The 18,997-nt window shown below is 66.1% G+C and carries 19 protein-coding genes; 4 read left to right on the top strand and 15 right to left on the bottom strand.

Annotated features, from left to right (window positions below):
- The first annotated feature begins 105 nt into the window (after positions 1-105).
- Together HN018_RS07440 and HN018_RS07435 are read left to right on the top strand one after the other, a co-directional pair.
- Positions 106-816 (top strand): response regulator, encoded by a 711-nt coding sequence (locus HN018_RS07440; RefSeq protein WP_171834889.1) that lies wholly within the window; start codon positions 106-108, stop codon positions 814-816.
- Entirely contained in the window at positions 813-2,207 is a 1,395-nt protein-coding gene (locus HN018_RS07435) for a sensor histidine kinase (protein WP_171834888.1), read from the top strand. The genes HN018_RS07440 and HN018_RS07435 overlap by 4 nt, the downstream gene beginning before the upstream one ends.
- A gap of 85 nt (positions 2,208-2,292) precedes the next feature.
- Here the strand turns inward: HN018_RS07435 and HN018_RS07430 are convergent, their stop codons facing one another.
- Positions 2,293-2,451 (bottom strand): hypothetical protein, encoded by a 159-nt coding sequence (locus HN018_RS07430; RefSeq protein ID WP_171834887.1) that lies wholly within the window; start codon positions 2,449-2,451, stop codon positions 2,293-2,295.
- Between the two features lie 39 nt (positions 2,452-2,490).
- On the opposite strand from HN018_RS07430, the gene HN018_RS07425 reads away from it, so the two are divergent.
- A complete protein-coding gene (locus HN018_RS07425) occupies positions 2,491-3,021 on the top strand; it encodes a tetratricopeptide repeat protein (RefSeq protein WP_171834886.1) in 531 nt (176 codons plus the stop codon).
- Here the strand turns inward: HN018_RS07425 and HN018_RS07420 are convergent.
- From HN018_RS07420 to HN018_RS07360, 13 genes are all read right to left on the bottom strand, one after another.
- Positions 3,011-3,424, bottom strand: coding sequence for a hypothetical protein (locus HN018_RS07420; RefSeq protein WP_171834885.1), 414 nt, complete (start codon positions 3,422-3,424; stop codon positions 3,011-3,013). The genes HN018_RS07425 and HN018_RS07420 overlap by 11 nt on opposite strands.
- Positions 3,425-3,563: 139 nt before the next feature.
- Positions 3,564-4,259 carry a hypothetical protein gene (locus HN018_RS07415; RefSeq protein ID WP_171834884.1) on the bottom strand — a complete coding sequence of 232 codons (696 nt, stop codon included), beginning with the start codon at positions 4,257-4,259 and terminating at the stop codon, positions 3,564-3,566.
- Positions 4,260-4,287: 28 nt separating this feature from the next.
- Positions 4,288-5,808, bottom strand: coding sequence for a glycerol kinase GlpK (glpK, locus tag HN018_RS07410; RefSeq protein ID WP_171834883.1), 1,521 nt, complete (start codon positions 5,806-5,808; stop codon positions 4,288-4,290).
- Between the two features lie 65 nt (positions 5,809-5,873).
- A complete protein-coding gene (locus HN018_RS07405) occupies positions 5,874-7,661 on the bottom strand; it encodes an ABC transporter substrate-binding protein (RefSeq protein ID WP_171834882.1) in 1,788 nt (595 codons plus the stop codon).
- Between the two features lie 81 nt (positions 7,662-7,742).
- Positions 7,743-8,018 (bottom strand): DUF2160 domain-containing protein, encoded by a 276-nt coding sequence (locus tag HN018_RS07400; protein WP_171834881.1) that lies wholly within the window; start codon positions 8,016-8,018, stop codon positions 7,743-7,745.
- An 11-nt stretch (positions 8,019-8,029) separates the two neighbouring features.
- Positions 8,030-8,833: a carbohydrate ABC transporter permease gene (locus HN018_RS07395; protein ID WP_204259695.1), complete on the bottom strand. Its 804-nt coding sequence runs from the start codon at positions 8,831-8,833 to the stop codon at positions 8,030-8,032.
- Complete coding sequence (locus HN018_RS07390) at positions 8,833-9,723, bottom strand: carbohydrate ABC transporter permease (protein ID WP_338034012.1); 891 nt, start codon at positions 9,721-9,723, stop codon at positions 8,833-8,835. The genes HN018_RS07395 and HN018_RS07390 overlap by 1 nt, the downstream gene beginning before the upstream one ends.
- A complete protein-coding gene (locus HN018_RS07385) occupies positions 9,720-10,817 on the bottom strand; it encodes an ABC transporter ATP-binding protein (protein WP_171834879.1) in 1,098 nt (365 codons plus the stop codon). The genes HN018_RS07390 and HN018_RS07385 overlap by 4 nt, the downstream gene beginning before the upstream one ends.
- A gap of 12 nt (positions 10,818-10,829) precedes the next feature.
- A complete protein-coding gene (locus HN018_RS07380; RefSeq protein WP_171834878.1) occupies positions 10,830-11,945 on the bottom strand; it encodes an ABC transporter ATP-binding protein in 1,116 nt (371 codons plus the stop codon).
- Positions 11,942-13,522, bottom strand: coding sequence for a glycerol-3-phosphate dehydrogenase (gene glpD / locus HN018_RS07375; protein WP_171834877.1), 1,581 nt, complete (start codon positions 13,520-13,522; stop codon positions 11,942-11,944). The genes HN018_RS07380 and glpD overlap by 4 nt, the downstream gene beginning before the upstream one ends.
- Before the next feature lie 113 nt (positions 13,523-13,635).
- Entirely contained in the window at positions 13,636-14,439 is an 804-nt protein-coding gene (locus HN018_RS07370; protein WP_171834876.1) for a DeoR/GlpR family DNA-binding transcription regulator, read from the bottom strand.
- Positions 14,429-15,130 carry a TIGR02466 family protein gene (locus HN018_RS07365; protein ID WP_171834875.1) on the bottom strand — a complete coding sequence of 234 codons (702 nt, stop codon included), beginning with the start codon at positions 15,128-15,130 and terminating at the stop codon, positions 14,429-14,431. Before HN018_RS07365 ends, HN018_RS07370 begins: the two co-directional genes overlap by 11 nt.
- 139 nt (positions 15,131-15,269) lie before the next feature.
- Positions 15,270-16,163 (bottom strand): LysR family transcriptional regulator, encoded by an 894-nt coding sequence (locus tag HN018_RS07360; protein WP_171834874.1) that lies wholly within the window; start codon positions 16,161-16,163, stop codon positions 15,270-15,272.
- Between the two features lie 96 nt (positions 16,164-16,259).
- Here HN018_RS07360 and HN018_RS07355 point away from each other — a divergent pair, with 96 nt between their 5' ends.
- On the top strand, positions 16,260-17,159 hold the full coding sequence (locus tag HN018_RS07355) for an aldo/keto reductase family oxidoreductase (RefSeq protein WP_171834873.1): 900 nt from the start codon (positions 16,260-16,262) through the stop codon (positions 17,157-17,159).
- Here the strand turns inward: HN018_RS07355 and recQ are convergent.
- Entirely contained in the window at positions 17,139-18,980 is a 1,842-nt protein-coding gene (recQ, locus tag HN018_RS07350; RefSeq protein WP_239479260.1) for a DNA helicase RecQ, read from the bottom strand. The genes HN018_RS07355 and recQ overlap by 21 nt on opposite strands.
- Positions 18,981-18,997 lie beyond the last annotated feature (17 nt).

Below are 18,997 nucleotides of genomic sequence, written 5' to 3'. Positions count from 1 at the left end.
CGGACTTGTCCCCGGCGCGGCAAACTGTGTCGAACTTGACACGAAACTCACCCGGGCTGACATCATGCCGACAATCGAGCGTCCTATTATTTGGTAATGACGATCATGCCGCATCTTTTCATTGTCGATGACGACGAAGATATTCTGTCCCTGCTTGCTCGCTTCTTCACGTCGTACGGCCATGATGTCAGCGTTGCCCGCAACGGGATCGAGATGTTCAAGGTGCTCGAAGATGCAACGGTCGATCTGGTCATCCTGGATCTGATGATGCCGGGCGAGGATGGTTTGTCGCTGTGCCGGCGGCTGCGCGCGAACTCGACGCTGCCTGTCATCATGCTGACTGCCGCTACGACACCGATGGACCGTGTTGTCGGGCTGGAGCTTGGCGCCGACGACTACATCAGCAAGCCGTTCGATCCGCGCGAGCTGCTGGCACGGGTCAAGGCGGTGCTTCGGCGCAGCGAGCCCGGCCGGGTATCCGCCGCCACGCCCACCAGGCCGCTGCTGCTGTTCGATACCTGGCGGCTCGATGTCGCGCGACGCGAGTTGCGGTCGGAGCAGAAGATCCTGGTGCCGTTGTCTGGGCGCGAGTTCGACCTGCTGCTGGCATTCGCCGAACGCCCGCAACAGGTGATGAGCCGGGAACAGCTTCTCGACCTGGCCCACGGCGCCGCGCATGACGTGTTCGACCGCAGCATCGACACGCAGGTCAGCCGGTTGCGGCGCAAGCTCGAGCCGAATGCCAAGGTGCCGACAATCATCCGCACGGTCCGCAGCGGCGGCTACATCTTCACGCCCGATGTTCGGCCGGGATGAGACGCCTGCTTCCACGCGACACGGTGTTTTGGCGACTGACACTGACGGTGATGCTCGCAATGTCGGCCTCGGCCGGCCTCGACGTCGCCTTCATCGACATCGCCGGCGTGTATGCGAACCCCGACCTGATCAACTCGGGCCTGCTCGAGCAGGCGGCGACCGTGACGCGGCTGATCTCGGCAGCGCCGGTCTCGATCCGGCCGCAGCTTGCCACGATCGCCGGAACCGACCGGGTCCGGGTCACATGGCTGCCGACCGCGCCGGAGCTTCCGAAACAGCCACGATCGAAGGTGCTGCGCGACGTCATGCGCGGCCTGTTGCACGACCCGAACCGTCTTGTCCTGGCCTTCGAGACTTCGAAACAACCCGAGGCGATCCGCAACGACCGGACGTTCAGGACTGCGGCCTACGGCATGCTGATCGCGCTCGACGACGGCACCTGGATCGTGTTCAGCGTTCCGAAGCGCGACTGGGGGATCGGCCACTGGCGTCATAATGCCCTGATCATCGGTTTCGTCCTGCTCGCGACCTTTGCGATCGCCTTACTCGCGGCACAGACCCTGGTCCGCCCGATCGCCGCGTTCGCGGATGCCGCACGCCGGTTCGGCGCCGATCCGAGAGCATTGCCGATGGTCGAGCATGGGCCGGCCGAGTTGCGCAGTGCGGCTGCCGCGTTCAACGCGATGCAGACCCAGATCCGCCGCTTCGTGACCGACCGTACCGACATGCTGGCAGCGATCTCGCACGATCTGCGCACGCCACTGACCCGGATGCGACTGCGCGGTGAACTCCTCGACGATCGCGAACAGCAGCGGCGCCTGTTCCGCGACGTCGACGAGATGCAGGCGATGATCGACGCGGCGCTCGCCTTCTTTCGCGACGACGCAATCCAGGAACACTCCACGCGGTTCGACGTCTCGGAGATGGTCCGGCTGGTCGTCGACGATCTCACCGATCAGGGAAAGAGGGTGGTTTTCGAGGGCACGGATCATGTCGTCTATTACGGCCGGCCCTCCGCGCTGAAGCGGGCGATCGGCAATGTCATCGAAAACGCCTGCACCTATGCGACGCATGCGACCGCGGAACTCGATGTCACCCAGGCCGGGCCGGTCCTGTCCGTACGCGACGATGGCCCGGGCATACCGGAGCCGCTGCTGGAAGCGGTGTTCCAGCCCTTCTATCGGGTCGATCCATCCCGTAACCGGCAGACCGGCGGGGTCGGTCTTGGACTGACCTCGGCGCGAACCATCGTCCGCGCACATGGCGGCGACATCACGTTGCGCAATCGCATGGATGGCGGATTGCTGGTCACGATGACGCTTCCGGTCGCCAACGACGTGGCCGGATCCAGCAGCCTCGCCCACGCCTCTGGCCCGAACCGCACGAACTGACGATAGTCGGTCGGAGATCGCAGTCATCGCGCCAGGGAGACCGGCCATCCGCAGACCGCCCCGCCCCGGTGCCGCCCCACTGCGATCAGAGCCTGCATCCGACGGCAACGATCCGATCGCGACGGCGCGCGCGGCGCTGGCGGCGCGGCCGGACGAGCCGCGCGCGCTGTTCACGCTTGCCGCCCTGCTGCTCCGCGCCGGCGACGCCGAAGCGGGCACTCTGCTGCCGCAGCTCGAACGGCATGACGGGTTTGCAAGCGGCTGGCTGGCGATCGGCGACGCGTTGCTGGAACGGGGCCGGACCGATGCCAGCCTGATCGCCATCAGGCGGGGCCTGCGCGGCCTGTCGGGCCAGGCGGCGGCGAACCAGGCATCGCGGGCGCAGCACCTGCTGGGTCGCGCTCTGCTCGCGTCCGGCCAGCACGCGGCGGCTCTCGCCGCGTTCGAGCAGGCGACCACGCTCGATCCGGCATTCGCGGAGGGCTGGTACAGCCTGGCGCTGCTGCATCAGGATCACGGCCGGCACGACGCCGCGGCGGCCTCCTATCGATCGGCGCTCGGTGCCCGCGCGGACTTCCACGAGGCCGCCCTCAACCTCGGCGTGGCGCTCGGCGAGTGCGGCCTGATCGAGGAGGCGCTCGACGCCTATGCTCAGGCGCTGGCGCTGCGTCCGGCGAGCTTCGGTCGGATCGCGCAGTCGCTGGTGTCGGGCCGCACGGGACTGATGTTCCTCGATCCCCGCCGGCTGCGGGAGGACCTGCAGGCACGTGCCGAACGGGGCCGTCAGCGCTCGGTCGCTTCGCTCACCCGGTGATGGTGAAGGCGCTGACCGCGACGACGGTGCCGTCCACGATCGTATCGACGGAGTAGTGGCCGATCCCGAGGGGCGCTGCCGGCCGCATGGTGCGAAGTGTGAACGGGGTCCTGGCGAAATAGATACGCTTCTCGGGCGTGTCCGATACCAGCTTTCCGTCGCGGTACCATTTCCACTCGCACTCATGGGTCCCGGCATCCTGCGTCGGGTCGGTCCATGTGAAATCGACGAGCTGCACGATCCGATCGTTCATGTGGAAGTCCCTGGTGTCGCCACGCCGTCCCTGGGACAGCTCGGCACCGCTCATGAGGGTCGGGCTGGAGACGCTCATCATCGGACCGCAACCGGAGCAGAGGGCGGCTACCAGGATCGAGGCTGCAGGAAGCCTATAGCGAGACTTCATCGGATGGCCCTTTTCGCGCAGGTCTGCCGGACACGCCAATCGGTCCGGGTGTGTCAAACCATTGCAGCATGCGAACAACCGGTCTCGTTACATACTGCAACCGCACCACGATCATGGACGGCCTGCCGTCGCCGGCCGCCTATGCGCGGGTCACCCGGCGATAATGACCGGTTTCCTCGGTCAGGATGCGCGCGGTGGCCTCGTAGCGCGCCTGCTCGTCGGCATCGAAGGCACCGATATCCAGCGTCAGCGCGTCGCGTCGGACCGGGATGCATTGCGCGACCGGCATGCCGCGGGGCAGCACGCCCTCGAAGCCGGGAGCGAGCCAGATCGCCGGAAACAGGATGCCGACCTCGTGGAAGCGGTCCGCATCGACCAGGCCGCTCAGCAGCCGGAACGGCAAATCGTCCCGGTTGACTGGATGACTGACCAGCAGCGACCAGCCGGGGTCCAGCCGTATGGTCCAGAACGAGTTGAACTTCACCACCAGCTGCTCTCCCCGCACGAACGGGGTTCCTTCCACCTGGGCAGCGGCATGGAACGACATCGGCGCGCGTGGATGGGTGCCGGTTGCCAGCGCCGGGACATCCCAGTTCCAGGACAGCACCCCGTCCCGCACCTGCACGTCGCATGGCAGGGTCATCACGAACCCCTGCATCATCGCGTCCACGAAAGGCGGGCATTGCTTCACCGTGCGGATCGGCGCGCCGTCATGCATGTCGGATGCGGCCATGCCGGGCATGGACCGCAGCCAGTCCGGCAGGGCGTCGCGAGCCGGAACCGGCGGGCTCAGGCTTGCAAGCAGGTTCGGGTCGCATCGAAACCGGACACGCATTGCGGTTCCTGCCTCCTGTCGGCGGGCGCTACTCGTCCTGCGGGGTCAGAGCCAGCTTTACCGCGCGCTGCCATCCACGATAGCGACGATCGCGATCTTCCGGCACCGCGTTCGGCATGAAGCGTCGATCCAGCTTCCACTGGCGCTCGAAGATCTCCGGCTCCGGATACACGCCAGCGTCCAGCCCGGCCAGGTAGCCGGCCCCCATCGCGGTGGTCTCCCGGAACGCCGGCCGATCGATCGGCATGTCGAGCGTGTCGGCCAGGAACTGCATGGTCCAGTTGCTCGCGGACATGCCGCCATCGACGCGGAAAACACTGCGCGTGCGATCCGGCTCGTCGTCGTCGGCCAGCATCGCGGCGAGCAGGTCGCGCGTCTGGAAGCCGACGCTTTCCAGCGTGGCGCGCGCCAGTTCCTTCTTGGTGGTGCCTCGCGTAATGCCGGTGATGAGCGCCTGGGCGCGACTGTCCCAGTGCGGCGCACCGAGACCGGTGAAGGCCGGCACCAGATAGAGGGTCTGCGCCGGGTCCGCGGCCTCGGCCAGCCGGCCGGTCTCGGCGGAACTTTCCACCAGTCCGAGCCCGTCACGCAGCCACTGCACCGCAGCACCCGCCGAGAAGATCGATCCCTCGAGCGCGTAATGGCGCACGCCGTTGCGCTGCCACGCGATCGTCGACAGCAGTCGGTGCTTGGACCGTTTCAGCTCGGTTCCGGTGTTCAGCAGGATGAAGCCGCCGGTGCCGTAGGTCGCCTTGATGGTGCCCGGGCTGAAACAGCATTGGCCGATCAGGGCTGCCTGCTGGTCGCCGGCCACGCCGCGAATGGCGATGGCCCCGCCGAGCAGTTCCGGCAGCGTTTCGCCGAAGCTGCCGGCACTGTCACGGATTTCCGGCAGCAGGGATACCGGGATATCCAGCAGCCTGACCAAGTCCGGATCCCACGTCCCGCTGCGTATGTCGCAGAGCAGGGTGCGGGACGCGTTGGTCGCGTCGATCGCATGCACCCGGCCGCCGGTCAGTCGCCAGATCAGGAAACTATCGACCGTCCCGAACGCCAGCTCGCCGCGCTCGGCCCGTGCTCGTGCGCCCGGAACCTGGTCCAGCATCCAGCTTATCTTGGTGCCGGAAAAATAAGGATCGATGCGCAGGCCGGTGCGCTCGGCGATCAGCTCGGCATGGCCGTCGCGCTCGAGCCGGTCGCAGATCGAGGCGGTGCGGCGGTCCTGCCAGACGATGGCGTTATGGATCGGGCGCCCGGACGAGCGCTCCCAGATCAGCGTGGTTTCGCGCTGGTTTGCGATGCCGAGGGCGGCGATGTCGGAGGCGGCAAGTCCGGCCTTCTGCAGTGCGGCCCGCGCGGTTCCGAGTACCGTGGCCCAGAGCGTTTCCGGATTATGCTCGACCCAGCCGGGCTGCGCGTAGATCTGTGGAAACTCTTCCTGCGCCTGCGCCACCGGATGCATGTGGTGGTCGAACACGATGGCGCGGGTCGACGTGGTGCCCTGGTCGATGACCAGGACATGCGCGTGGGCAGGGTGTGATGCGGTCATGACAGGCCACCGAAAAAAAGGGTCCCGGATGCGCGATGCACCCGGGACCCGTTAGCGTGACGGCTCTAGCCCTTGTTCGCGTCCGGAGCAGGCTGCCCCGGAGCCCAGCTCTTGAGCAGTTCCTCATAGGCGATGGTCTGCCCTTGCGGCTTCTCGTTTGCGAGCTTGCGCTGCGGTGCCAGGTTTCCGTCGGCCGCCGACTTCTTGTACCAATATTCCGGCGTCATGATCGGGTTCATCTTCGGACCGAGATCGCCCTGCACGCCGGACCGCTCGATGCGCGCCATGATTGCGTCCTGGTCGCGCGCGAGCCCGTCCATCGCCTGCTGCGGCGTGACCGAGCCGGCGATCGCGTTGGACACGTTCTGCCACCAGACCTGCGCCATCTTGCCGTAGTCGGGAACGTTCACGCCGGTCGGCGTCCAGTTCTTGCGGGCCGGCGAGCGATAGAACTCGACCAGTCCGCCGAGCTTCGGCGCAAGATCCGTCATCGCCTGGCTCTGCACGTCGCTCTCGCGGATCAGATGCTGGGTCAGCACCGCCTTCTTGAGAGTGACCGACTTCGAGGTGCAGAACTGGGCGTAGAGCCAGCCTGCCTTGACGCGCTGCGGATCGGCATATTTCAGCATCGTCCAGCAACCGGTATCCTGGTAGCCGAGCTTCTGCCCTTCCTTCCAGTACGCACCGTGCGGGCTCGGCGCCATGCGCCATTTCGGCGTACCGTCCGCGTTCATCACCTGCGAACCCGGCTTGGTCATGGATTCCGAGAAGGTCGTGTACCAGAAGATCTGCTGCGCGATGTGGCCCTGGCCCGGGACAGGCCCGGCTTCCAGGAAGTCCATTCCGGCTGCTTCCGGCGGAGCGTACTTCTTGAGCCACTCCACGAACTTGGTCAGGGCGTAGACGGCTGCCGGACCGTTGGCATCGCCACCGCGGCTGATCGAGGAACCACGCGGACGGCCATCCTCCATGCGGATGCCCCACTCGTCGACCGGACGGCCGTTCGGCAGGCCGCGATCACCGCCTCCGGCCATCGACAGCCAGGCATCGGTGAAGCGCCAGCCGAGCGACGGGTCCTTCTTGCCGTAATCCATGTGGCCATAGACGCGGACGCCGTCGATGTTCTTGACGTCGTTGGTGAAGAACTCGGCAATGTCCTCGTAGGCGGACCAGTTCACCGGAACGCCCAGCTCGTAGCCGAACTTCTGCTTGAACTGCGCCTTCAGGTCCGCGCGGTTGAACCAGTCATGCCGGAACCAATAGAGGTTGGCGAACTGCTGGTCGGGGAGCTGATACAGCTTGCCGTCGGTGAAGGTCCCGAACGACAGGCCGATGAAGTCCTTCAGGTCGAGGGTCGGGCTGGTAACGTCCTTGCCGTCGGCCGCCATGAAGTCGGTCAGCGATCCGCCGACGATATCCTTGTAGCGAGGATGGGTGCCGATGAAGTCGGAATCGTTCATCCAGAAATCGTAGATCGGCCGGCCCGACTGCATCTCGACTTCGATCTTGTCGACCAGCAGGCCTTCATCCATCAGGTCGTGATTGACCTGGATGCCGGTGATCTCGCCGAACGCCTTGGTCAGCGTCTTGGACTCGTATTCGTGGATGTTCAGGATCTCGGAAACGCAGTTCACCTTCATCCCGACGAACGGCTTCGCGGCCTTGATGAACCACTCCATCTCGGACATCTGCTCGTCCTTCGACAGGGTCGAAGGCTGGAACTCGCTGTCCACCCACTTCTTTGCGGCATCGACCTGCTGCGCGTGCGACGGGCGGCTGTTGATCAGGATGCCGCTGCCGGTCACGCCGACGGCCGCCGCCGCCTTGATTGCATCGCGTCTGGTAATGTCCATGATTGTCCTCCTTGGGGTTTCCGCCGGTCTGCAGCCTTCTGTGGGCTTGTTCCGGCTGTTTGACGTATTCGTAGCGGCGGCTCAGGCGAAGCGGAACATCGCCACGCAATAAACCACCGACAGGATCGCCGCCGGCCACATCATGCTACCGCCGGTGAAACGAATCCAGAAGATGTAGATGAACGCTGATCCGATCAGCGACACGAAAAGCCGGTCGCCGCGGGTGGTCGGGAACCGCAGGATCCCCTTGCGCGGGGTCTCCGGGCGATACACAGCCAGCAGCGTCATCACGGTCAGCAGCAGCACGATGGCAACGAAGAATACCGCCGTGTGCCAGTTCCAGGCCATCCAGCCCATGATCGGCCTCCTCAGACCCGACCGAGGGCAAAGCCCTTGGCAATGTGGTTGCGGACGAACCAGATGACGATGGCGCCCGGGATCATCGTCAGCACGCCTGCCGCTGCCAGCAGGCCCCAGTCCATTCCCGCGGCGGAATAGACCCGGGTCATGACCGCGGCGATCGGCTTGGCGTTCACGGTGGTCAACGTCGTCGCCAGCAACTGTTCGACCCATGAGAACATGAAGCAGAAGAAGGCGGCGACGCCGATGCCGTTACCGATCAGCGGCAGGAATATCTTCACGAAGAAGCGCGGGAACGAGTAGCCGTCGAGCGCTGCCGTCTCGTCGATCTCACGCGGCACGCCGGAGATGAAGCCCTCCAGGATCCACACCGCGAGCGGCACGTTGAACAGGCAATGCGCCAGGGCCACCGCCCACACCGTGTCGAACAGACCGATCGAGTAGTAGAAGTTGAAGAACGGCATCGCATAGACCGCCGGCGGCGCCATCAGGTTGGACAGCAGCCAGAAGAACAGGTGCTTGTCGCCGATGAAGCGGTAGCGGCTGAACGCATAGGCGGCCGGAAGTGCCACCGTCACCGAGATCACGGTGTTCAGCAGCACGTAGGTCAGTGAATGCAGGAAGCCGAGATACCAGACAGGGTCGCCGAAGATGTGGCCATAATTCGCAAAGCTGATGTGGTGCGGCCATAGGGACAGGCGGGACATGATCTCGCCGTTGGTCTTGAACGACATGTTCAGGAGCCAATAGATCGGCAGGAACAGGGCCAGCAGATACGCTGCGATGCCGATGGAACGTCCGTTGATACGCATCACACGTCCTTCCGGCGGTCGATCTGGGTCATGACGGTAAAGAATACCCAGCAGATCGTCAGCGTGATGAGGTTGTAGACCAGGGACATCGCTGCCGCGTTACCGAGATCGACCTGCCCCAGGGCGATCTTCACCAGATCGAGAGACAGGAAACTGGTCGACTCGCCGGGACCGCCACCGGTCACCACGGATGGCTCGGTATAGATCATGAAGCTGCCCATGAAGCGCAGCAGCACTGCGATCACCAGCACCTTCTGCAGCTTGGGCAGTTCGATGTTGCGGAACACCGACCAGCGTCCGGCCCCGTCGATACGCGCCGCCTGGTAGAACGCGTCGGGAATGGATTTCAGACCGGCATAGGCAAGCAGCGCCACCATCCCGGTCCAGTGCCACACATCCATCACCACGATCGTCGCCCAGGCCGAGGTCGGATCCTGCGTATCGTTGTAGGGAATGCCGAGATGATTGAGCACGTAGCCGAGCAGGCCGATGTCGGCGCGGGCGAAGATCTGCCAGATCGTGCCGACCACCGTGTAGGGGATCAGCAGCGGCAGCGCGATCAGCACCAGGGTCGCGCCGACCCGCCAGCCATGCCGCGGAATACAGATCGCGGCGGCGACGCCGAGCGGCAGTTCGATCGCCAGCACGACGAAGGAGAAGATCAGGTTGCGTACTAGCGCGCTGGCGAAGCGTCCGCCGATATCGGTGCTGGGATCGAGCAGGTTCTGGAACCAGGCAATCCCATTATAGAAGAAGTTGTTCTGGCCCATCGTGTCCTGGACCGAGTAGTTCACCACCGTCATCAGCGGGATGAGCGACGAGAACAGGACGAACACCAGAACCGGGATCAGGAAGAACCAGGCCCGGTTGTTGAGCGGCTTGTCCATCATGCGAGCTCGCCCCCGATCTGTTCGCCAGTTATGCGTTCGTCATCGACATAGATGTGCAGATGCTGCGATCCGACCTGCAGCCTGGCGGTCGGTTCGTTCAGCTCCATGCCGGGCGGCAGCGTCGCCACCAGTTCGTGCGGTCCGAGTGCGACGCGCACCAGCCGCCGGCGGCCGAGATCCTCGATGCGCAGGACCTGCACCGGGATGCCCTCGCCGTCGGGCGTCACCGTCGCATAGTCCGGACGGAAGCCCAGCTTCACCTCGCCGGCCTGCGGGCCGTAACGGGCATCGAGCGGGAACACCGCGTCGGCGACGCGTGCGGCGGACCCCTCGAGGCGCGCCGGCAGGAAGTTCATTCCCGGCGAGCCGATGAAGTAGCCGACGAACGCGTGTGCCGGCCGCTCGAACAATTCGGTCGGGGTTCCGATCTGCAGCACCCGGCCGTCGTTCATCACCACCACCTCGTCGGCGAAGGTCATCGCCTCGACCTGGTCGTGGGTCACGTAGATCATCAGCATGTCGAGGGCTTCGTGGACCGCCTTAAGCTTCGACCGCAGTTCCCACTTCAGCGCCGGGTCGATCACCGTCAGCGGCTCGTCGAACAGCACCGCCGACACGTCCGACCGCACCAGTCCGCGGCCGAGCGAGATCTTCTGCTTGGCGTCGGCGGTGAGGCCCCGGGCACGGCGGTCGAGCACCGGCACCAGGTCCAGCAGCCCGGCGATCTCGACCACGCGATCATGCGCGATGCGCTTGTCCACGCCCCGGTTGCGCAGCGGGAACAGCAGGTTCTCGCGCACTGTCATGGTGTCGTAGATGACCGGGAACTGGAACACCTGCGCGATGTTGCGCTTCTCGGTCGGCAACCGCGTCACGTCGACATCGTCGAACAGCAGCCGTCCGTCCGACGGGATGACCAGTCCCGAGATGATGTTGAGCAGCGTGGTCTTGCCGCAGCCGGACGGCCCGAGCAGCGCGTAGGCACGCCCGTGCTGCCACACATGATGAACCGGCTTCAGCGCATAGCGCTTGGCTTCTCCGGGGTCGCGGGACGGATAGGCATGTCCGATGCCGTCGAGGGTGATGCTGGCCATGTCCTTGCCCCCTCAGCCGGCGAACGCGTGCGTTGCTGCCGGCACGGCGGTTTCCAGGCGCGATCCGTCCGGCCTGAACACGAAAATTCCCTGCGGATCGACCGCGACCGCGGCGGTGGCACCCGGTCGCCAGTCATGCACGCCGAGAACGAGACACACCCAGATCGCGAAGCCGAGATCGACATGCACGAAGCTTTCCGAGCCGCTGATCTCGGTCACCGAGACGGTGCCGTTGAACACCGCGCTATTCTCGTTCGCCCCGTATCCGGCTGCCTGGTCGACGACCGTCGCATGCTCGACGCGGAAGCCGAGGATGTAGCTGCCGTCCGCCAGGGCCGGGACCATGCCCTCGGGCAGTGGCGTCCCATCAATGCGGCAGGCGCTGCCGCCGCGGATCTCGATCGCCAGCTCGTTGAGCGGCGGATCGGAAAACACCCGCGCCGCATCGAGATTGCCCGGGCTGCGATACAGCGACGGGGTTGGCCCTTCCTGGGTCATGCGCCCGTGCCAGAGGGTCGCGGTACGGCCACCCAGCAGCAGCGCCTCGGACGGCTCGGTGGTGGCATAGACCAGGATCGCACCCGAGGCGGCGAACAGGCGCGGCAGTTCCTCGCGCAGTTCCTCGCGGAGCTTGTAGTCGAGATTGGCCAGCGGCTCGTCGAGCAGGACCAGTTCGGCCTGCTTCACCAGCGCCCGGGCGATCGCGGTGCGCTGCTGCTGGCCGCCGGACAGTTCGGCCGGCAGCCGGCGCAGGAACGGCTCGAGCCGCAGCACCCGCACCGCTTCCGCCACGCGCGTCTCGATCTCGGCCTTTCCGACCCCGGCGACACGCAGCGGCGACGCGATGTTCTCATAGACCGACAGGGACGGATAATTGACGAACTGCTGATACACCATTGCCACCGAGCGACGGCGCACCGGCACCTTGGCGACATCCTTGCCGTCGACCAGGATACGTCCGCTGGTCGGATGGTCGAGGCCGGCCATCAATCGCATGAGCGTGGTTTTGCCGCTCAGGGTCGGCCCGAGCAGCACGTTCATCGTGCCGCGTTCGAACGCCAGGCTGACATCGTTGATGATGATGTCGTTACCGTCACGCAAGCCGACATGTTCGAGAACGACACTCATTGCTTCTGCTCGATCCCGCTAGCGTCCCGAACCGTCGCTTCGGGTTCCGCATCCGCCAGGGCGCGCACCGCTCCGTCGACTGCAGCGCGTGCCACCGGGTCCAGCCGCAGGCCGAGCTTGGTACGGCGCCACAGCACGTCGTCGCCGGTTCGTGCCCATTCGTGCCGCACCAGGTACCGTAGCTCCGCCTGCGTCAATCCGGCACCGAAATCACGGCCCAGGTCCGCTTCGCTCCGTGCGTCGCCGAGCAGGATGCGTGCACGTGTGCCGTACAGGCGTACCAGCCGGCGAAGCTGCTTGTGCGGAACGAAGCCGTAATCCCTGGCGAGGTCCGCGACCTGCCCTTCGTAGCCGTCGCGGGCGAAGTCGCCGCCAGGCAGTGCCACCTTTCCGGTCCAGCCCGGCTTCCTGCCGGTCGCGGCCGGAAGATGCGCGTCGAGCTTGGCCAGCACCGCTTCGGCGAGCCGGCGATAGGTGGTGATCTTGCCGCCGAAGATCGTCAGCAGCGGTGGCGCGCCGTTCTCCGCGTCGAGCTTCAGCACGTAGTCGCGTGTCGCGGCCTGGGCCGCCGAACCAGTCGCCTGCTCGGCATAGAGGGGACGGACGCCAGAATAGGTCCAGCACACCATGTCCGGCGTGACCGGCTGCTTCAGATAGTCGCTGGTGGAGCGGCAGAGATAGGCGATCTCCTCCGCCGACGCGCTGACCAGTGCCGGATCGCCGGTGTAGTCCTGATCGGTGGTGCCGATCAGGGTGAAGTCCTGCTCGTAGGGAATGACGAAGAAGATGCGCTTGTCGTCGTTCTGGAAGATGTAGCACTGGTCGTGATCGTAGAGCCGCGGCACCACGATGTGGCTGCCCTGGACCAGCCGGACCGGTGCGCGGTTGTTGTCGCGCACCACCTTCTGCACCACGCTGTCGACCCAGGGGCCGGCGGCATTGATCAGCGACCGTGCGCGGATGGTTTGGCGCGTGCCGTCTTCGACGCTCTCGACGGTGACGTCCCAGCCGCCATCGTGCTTCTCGGCCGATACGCAGCGGGTGCGCGTCATGATGGTGGCGCCCATCGAGGCGGCGGCGGCGGCGTTCAGCGCCACCATGCGGGAATCTTCGACCCAGCAATCGGAATATTCGAAACCCCGGGCAAACTCCGGCTTCAACGGACCGCCGACGACATCGGTATGCAGGTTGACGGACCGTGTCGGCGGCAGGCGGTTCCGACCACCGATGTTGTCGTACAGGAACAATCCCAACCGGAGCAGCCAGGCCGGACGCAGCTTATCGTGATACGGCAGCACGAAGCGGAGCGGCCAGACGATATGCGGCGCAATGCCCCAGAGCACCTCACGCTCGCGCAGTGCCTCGCGGACCAACCGGAACTCGTAATATTCGAGATAGCGCAGGCCGCCATGGATCAGCTTGGTCGAAGCGGACGATGTTCCGGAGCCGAGGTCGTTCTGTTCGCACAAGAACACCCGACGACCACGACCTGTCGCATCGCGCGCAATACCGCAGCCGTTGATGCCGCCGCCGATAATTGCGATGTCGTAGATCTGGTCTTCCGGCGTGATGGCCATCGACAATGTTCCCGGACATGCGCGTTATAGGCTGCGCTTATTTCGGTTTTCGTTCTGTCACGCACAAAGCGAACATGCAAGTGCGCATTTCGCGTCCTGGCAACGAATGACGGTCAGGCTGACGGGTCGCTCTCCTGCGGCCCGGTTTCGATCACCTCGACGCCGGCGTTGCGGCACAAAGCCGCAAGTTCCGGGCTCGGCAACCGGTCGGTGATGAGGATGTCGATCTCCTCCAGCTGCGCGATCCGTACCGGCGCACGACGCGTGAACTTGGACGAGTCCGTCACCAGCATAACCCGCCGCGCATTCTCGATGATCGCGCGCGATACCTGCACCTCGCGCACATCGTAGTCGAGCAGCGCGCCGTCGGTATCGATCGCCGAGGTGCCGATGACAGCGATGTCGGCCTTGAACTGCCTGAATGCGTCCGCCGCCAGCCGCCCGACGATTCCGCCATCCGACGGCCGCAACGTGCCGCCGGCGACGATCACCTGGATCGCCTGGTTCCGGTACAGTTCGAGCGCTACGTTCATGTTGTTGGTCACCACCAGCAGGCCGGTGCGGCCTGCCACCGCGCGGGCGACTTCCTCGGTGGTGGTGCCGAGATTGAGGAACAGCGAGGTATTGTCCGGGATCAGCGCCGCCGCGGCCTCGCCGATCAGGCGCTTGGCGTTCTGCGCGACCTGCTTGCGGGCGTCGTAGGCGAGGTTCTCCACGCCGGACGCGATGACGGCACCGCCATGCACCCGGGTGATCACCCGTGCATCGGCAAGCTCGTTCAGGTCGCGCCGTATGGTCTGCGGTGTAACCGCGAACCGGGCGGCAAGATCCTCGACCGCAAGCCGGCCGTTCTCGCGCAGCAGCTTGGTTATGTCCTGCTGCCGGCGCGACAGGACCACCGGGATGTCAGCCCGCATCGGCGGCGCTTGTCTGGTCCAGGCCGAAATTGAAGGCCATCGAGATCCGCAGCCGGTCGCCGCGATACGGCCGCACCTGGTGGAACAGCCAGGACGGGAACAGGAACAGCAGCCCCGGACGCGGGCGGATGGTTTCGCCACTGCCGGCCGACGCACCGTCCTCGCCCGCGAACTTGAGCGCCGGCGCATACATGCCCGGGCCGGGCCCGCGTGGATCGAGCATCTCGAACTCGCCGCCGAGCAACGGGTCGTCGGCACAGCCGCCATCGTCCACATAGTAGGTGCCGGACCAGAACGCGCCCGGGTGGTAGTGGCAGATGTTGCCGTCGCCGGGACCGTTCACGTTGGCCCAGGCCTGCATCGACCAGCGCGGCCGGATCGGTTGGCCCTTGCGGTCCGCCACCATCTGCGTCGCGACCTGCCTGGCTAGTTCAAGCACGGTGTTGGCTTCGGCGCCGCCCCAATCCGCGATATCGCGATCCGAATGCCAGCCGCCGGCGTTGGACGCCTGCACCGATGGCGTGGTGGCGCGGCGCTGCAGGATGGTCTCGCGAAGGATCGCGTTGCGGGCTTCCGAGCTGGGCAACTGCACGGCCGCGACAGGCGTCGCGAACAGCCCCTTCACGGCGATATCGAGGCGGGCCATCCGGTCGGGCTCCAGCATGAGAGCGGCGCCATGTTCGTTTGGCACCCATTCCGAACATCATGAACTGAAATCGCGCGTGCCGCGAGAGCCAAACGCGCCGGACATATCGTTGCTGGACCGGACCGGATCGGCTGTTCGGCGTTCGACGCCGGAGCCGGAATGATCGATACCGAAACGTCCGGTTCTAGATCCGGATGAAATCGACGAACGCCCGTAGCGGTGCCGGCATGAGGCGGCGCCCGGGGTAATACAGGAACGGTCCCTGGAAGCTCTGCCACCATGGCTCTAGCACCGGCTCCAGCGCACCACTGTCCAGGCCCGGGCGCAGCCATTCCTCAAATAGCTGGATGACGCCCAGGCCGGCCACCGCCGCGTCGACGGCAAGGTCGAGCGCCGCGGTCTGTCGGACCGTCAGCAATCCGATCGGGTCGACCCGAACGACCTCGCCGGCGCGCTCGAACTCCCAGACAGGGGTCGCACCGCCTGCGAAACGGCCGCGCAGGCATGCGTGGCTGAGCAGATCCTGGGGATGCATTGGCCGCCCACGCACCGCCAGATAGGCTGGCGACGCGGCGGTCGCCACACGCTGCATCCGGGGGCCGATCGGCACCGCGATCATGTCCTGCTCGAGCCGCTCGTCGTAGCGGATGCCGGCATCGCATCCCGCCGCCAGCACATCCACGAATCCGTCCTCGACGGTCACCTCCATCCGGATATCCGGGAATGCCTTCAGGAACGGCGAGACGATGGCAGGCAGGATTAGACGCGACACGTGCGACGGCACGTTCAGCCGCAGGGTGCCAGCCGGCCTGTCCCGGAAGGCGTTCACCACGTCGAGCGCGGTCTCGACCTCGTTCAATGCCGGTACGAGCCGCTCGAACAGGCGCTCGCCGGCTTCGGTCATCGCAACGCTGCGGGTCGTCCGGTTCAACAGCCGGACGCCGAGCCTGGCCTCGAGGCGCCTGACCGCCTGGCTCAGGCCGGATGCCGACACACCGCTCAGCCGTGCGCCATCACGAAAGCCACCGGCCCGCGCGACCGAGACGAAGGCGGACAGTTCGAGAAGATCAGGTGGCATTGTACATAAAACTGCACGGCTTGTGTCGATTGACAAGGATTATCGCACGCCATGGCCGGGCGCATCTGATGTCCATCACAATCGCGGAGCACCTCGATGAACAGCACTCGTGAAGCCGACACCTTCCTTTTCGGCGACCGGCAAGTCCGGCGTCTCGGCTACGGCGCCATGCAGCTTGCCGGCCCCGGCGTGTTCGGGCCGCCCAAGGATCATGACGCGGCGATCGCGGTCCTGCGCGCCGTGGTCGAAGCCGGCATCGACCATATCGACACCAGCGATTTCTACGGACCGCACGTCACCAACCAGCTGATCCGCGAGGCGCTCCACCCCTATCCGGACGATCTGGTCATCGTGACGAAACTCGGGGCGCGACGCGGCGAAGACGGCTCGTGGAACCCGGCCTTCTCGCCCGAAGCCCTGACAAGTGCGGTGCATGACAATCTGCGCAACCTGGGGCTGGACGTGCTCGAAATCGTCAACCTGCGGCTCATGTTCAGCCACCAGGGCCCCGCGGAGGGATCGATCGAGGCGTCGTTCTCCGTGCTGGCCGACCTGCAGCGGCAGGGACTCATCCGGCATCTCGGCCTGAGCAACGCCACCGCGCTCCAGGTCGCGGAAGCGCGCCGGATGGCGGAAATCGTGTGCGTGCAGAACAACTACAATCTCGCGCACCGCGCGGACGATGCGCTGATCGACGACCTCGCGGCGTCCGGTATCGCATACGTGCCGTTCTTTCCGCTCGGCGGCTTCACACCGCTGCAATCCACGACGCTCTCGGAGGTGGCGGCACAGCTCGGGGCGACGCCGATGCAGGTGGCACTCGCCTGGCTGCTGCACCGGGCGCCGAACGTGCTGCTGATCCCCGGCACCTCGTCGCTGGCGCATCTGCGCGAGAACCTGGCGGCGGCGGAACTGGAACTGCCGGACGACGTGCTCGCGAAGCTCGACACGATCGGCCGACCAGCCGCTCCGGCTTCAGCCGCGCAGGATGCCTAGCACCGCATCGGCGTAGCGCTCGAGCTTGGAGACGCCGACGCCCTTGATCTCCGCCAGCGCGGCATGGCTGTCCGGCTGGTCTGCGGCGATGTCGCGCAAGGTGGCGTCGCTGAAGATCACGTAGGGCGGCACCGCCTGCGAGCGGGCCTCGGTCAGCCGCCAGTTGCGCAGGGCGGCGAACCGGGCCTCGGCGGTGGTGTCGAGCGCCCGCACGGCGGCGCCCGAGCTGCTGCGCGATGGGGATGCCGACGTCACGCTGCCCAATGTCGCGGCGGCGTCCTCGCTCAGCATCACCGGCTGTTCGCCACGCAGGATCGGCCGCGCGACGCTCTCGTGCAGCGCCAGGCTGGCATATTCGCCCTGGATCTTGAGCGCGCCACGCGCCACCAGCTGGCGGATCACGCTGCGCCAGAACCCGTCCGACTTCTCCTTGCCGATGCCGTACAGCGCGAGCTCGTCGTGGCGATGACGCTTGACCGCCTCGGTCTGCTTGCCGCGCAGCACCGAAACGATATGCAGGGCGCCGAACATCTGGCCGGTCCGGTAGATCGCCGAGAGCACCTTCTGCGCGGCGACGGTGCCGTCGAACGTGGCGAGCGGCGATATGCAGTTGTCGCAATGGCCGCAATCGACCGCGAGATCCTCGCCGAAGCAGGCCAGCAACGCACGGGTGCGGCAGGAGGTGGTTTCGGCCAGCCCGATCATCGACTCCAGCCGCTGGCTCATGAACCGCTTCTGGGCCACGGGGGCCTGGCTCTGGTCGAGCCAGTGGCGGGCGCGGGCCATGTCCTCGCCGCCGAACAGCAGCAGCGTGTCCGATCGCTCGCCGTCGCGGCCGGCGCGGCCGATCTGCTGGTAGTAGCCCTCGGGGCTGTCGGGCATGTCGAGATGGACCACGCTGCGTACGTCCGGCCGGTCGATGCCCATGCCGAAGGCGATGGTGGCGCAGATCACGACCGGCTCGCCGGACCGGAACCGCAGCAATCCTGCGCGCTTCTCGATCGGCGCCAGCCCGGCATGGAACGGGATCGCCGGCCAGCCGCGTTCGCGCAGCGACCGGGCGATCCGCTCGGTCTTATTGCGGCTGCCGCAATAGACGATCGAGGCCTCGTCCTTGTGCCGGCCGAGCAGTTCCAGCAGCTGCGTCAGCTCGGAGCCTTTCGGCCGGGCGGTGATGTGCAGGTTGGGGCGATGGAAGCTCGCCACCAGCACTTCCGCGTCCGGCATCGCCAGCGCGTCGATGATGTCGGAGCGGGTGCGCGGATCGGCGGTGGCGGTCAGCGCGATGCGCGGCACGCCGGGCAGGCGTTGCGGCAGTTGCGCCAGGGCGCGGTATTCCGGCCGGAACTCATGGCCCCAGGCCGACACGCAATGGGCCTCGTCGATCGCGATGACCGAGATTTCCAGACGGGACAGCCGGTCCAGCATGCCGGGCGACAGCAGCCGCTCGGGAGAGACATACAGCAGGTCCAGTCGTCCGCCGGCGAGGTCTGACTTGATGCGCGCGGCTTCCTCCGGCTCGAGCTCGGAATGCAGCGCCGCCGCATTGACGCCGACCTGCCGCAGCGCCGCCACCTGGTCGTCCATCAGCGCGATAAGCGGCGACACCACCAGTCCCATGCCCGGGCGGCACAAGGCCGGGAGCTGGTAGCAGATGCTCTTGCCGCCGCCGGTCGGCATCAGCAGGAGCACATCGCCGCCTGCCATGACACGATCGATCGCCTGCTGCTGCAGCCCCCGGAATCCCGGGAAGCCGAAGACACGTGCGAGGACGGCGCTCGGGCTCTCTGGCTGCTGTCCTGCGTCCCGCGTCGGCCGGATGGAGGTCGAGGCGCCGA

This window comes from Lichenicola cladoniae, from assembly GCF_013201075.1.
GTDB lineage: Bacteria > Pseudomonadota > Alphaproteobacteria > Acetobacterales > Acetobacteraceae > Lichenicola > Lichenicola cladoniae.
This window is presented reverse-complemented; position numbering and strand designations above follow the sequence as displayed.

What these genes read in the sequence shown, in the direction of transcription:
- HN018_RS07440 (WP_171834889.1), top strand. Translation starts at nt 106, where the DNA reads ATGCCGCATCTTTTCATTGTCGATGACGACGAAGATATTCTGTCCCTG.
- HN018_RS07435 (WP_171834888.1), top strand. Translation starts at nt 813, where the DNA reads ATGAGACGCCTGCTTCCACGCGACACGGTGTTTTGGCGACTGACACTG.
- HN018_RS07430 (WP_171834887.1), bottom strand. Translation starts at nt 2,451, where the DNA reads ATGCCGTTCGAGCTGCGGCAGCAGAGTGCCCGCTTCGGCGTCGCCGGC.
- HN018_RS07420 (WP_171834885.1), bottom strand. Translation starts at nt 3,424, where the DNA reads ATGAAGTCTCGCTATAGGCTTCCTGCAGCCTCGATCCTGGTAGCCGCC.
- HN018_RS07415 (WP_171834884.1), bottom strand. Translation starts at nt 4,259, where the DNA reads ATGCGTGTCCGGTTTCGATGCGACCCGAACCTGCTTGCAAGCCTGAGC.
- glpK (WP_171834883.1), bottom strand. Translation starts at nt 5,808, where the DNA reads ATGACCGCATCACACCCTGCCCACGCGCATGTCCTGGTCATCGACCAG.
- HN018_RS07405 (WP_171834882.1), bottom strand. Translation starts at nt 7,661, where the DNA reads ATGGACATTACCAGACGCGATGCAATCAAGGCGGCGGCGGCCGTCGGC.
- HN018_RS07400 (WP_171834881.1), bottom strand. Translation starts at nt 8,018, where the DNA reads ATGGGCTGGATGGCCTGGAACTGGCACACGGCGGTATTCTTCGTTGCC.
- HN018_RS07395 (WP_204259695.1), bottom strand. Translation starts at nt 8,833, where the DNA reads ATGCGTATCAACGGACGTTCCATCGGCATCGCAGCGTATCTGCTGGCC.
- HN018_RS07390 (WP_338034012.1), bottom strand. Translation starts at nt 9,723, where the DNA reads ATGATGGACAAGCCGCTCAACAACCGGGCCTGGTTCTTCCTGATCCCG.
- HN018_RS07385 (WP_171834879.1), bottom strand. Translation starts at nt 10,817, where the DNA reads ATGGCCAGCATCACCCTCGACGGCATCGGACATGCCTATCCGTCCCGC.
- HN018_RS07380 (WP_171834878.1), bottom strand. Translation starts at nt 11,945, where the DNA reads ATGAGTGTCGTTCTCGAACATGTCGGCTTGCGTGACGGTAACGACATC.
- glpD (WP_171834877.1), bottom strand. Translation starts at nt 13,522, where the DNA reads ATGGCCATCACGCCGGAAGACCAGATCTACGACATCGCAATTATCGGC.
- HN018_RS07370 (WP_171834876.1), bottom strand. Translation starts at nt 14,439, where the DNA reads ATGCGGGCTGACATCCCGGTGGTCCTGTCGCGCCGGCAGCAGGACATA.
- HN018_RS07360 (WP_171834874.1), bottom strand. Translation starts at nt 16,163, where the DNA reads ATGCCACCTGATCTTCTCGAACTGTCCGCCTTCGTCTCGGTCGCGCGG.
- HN018_RS07355 (WP_171834873.1), top strand. Translation starts at nt 16,260, where the DNA reads ATGAACAGCACTCGTGAAGCCGACACCTTCCTTTTCGGCGACCGGCAA.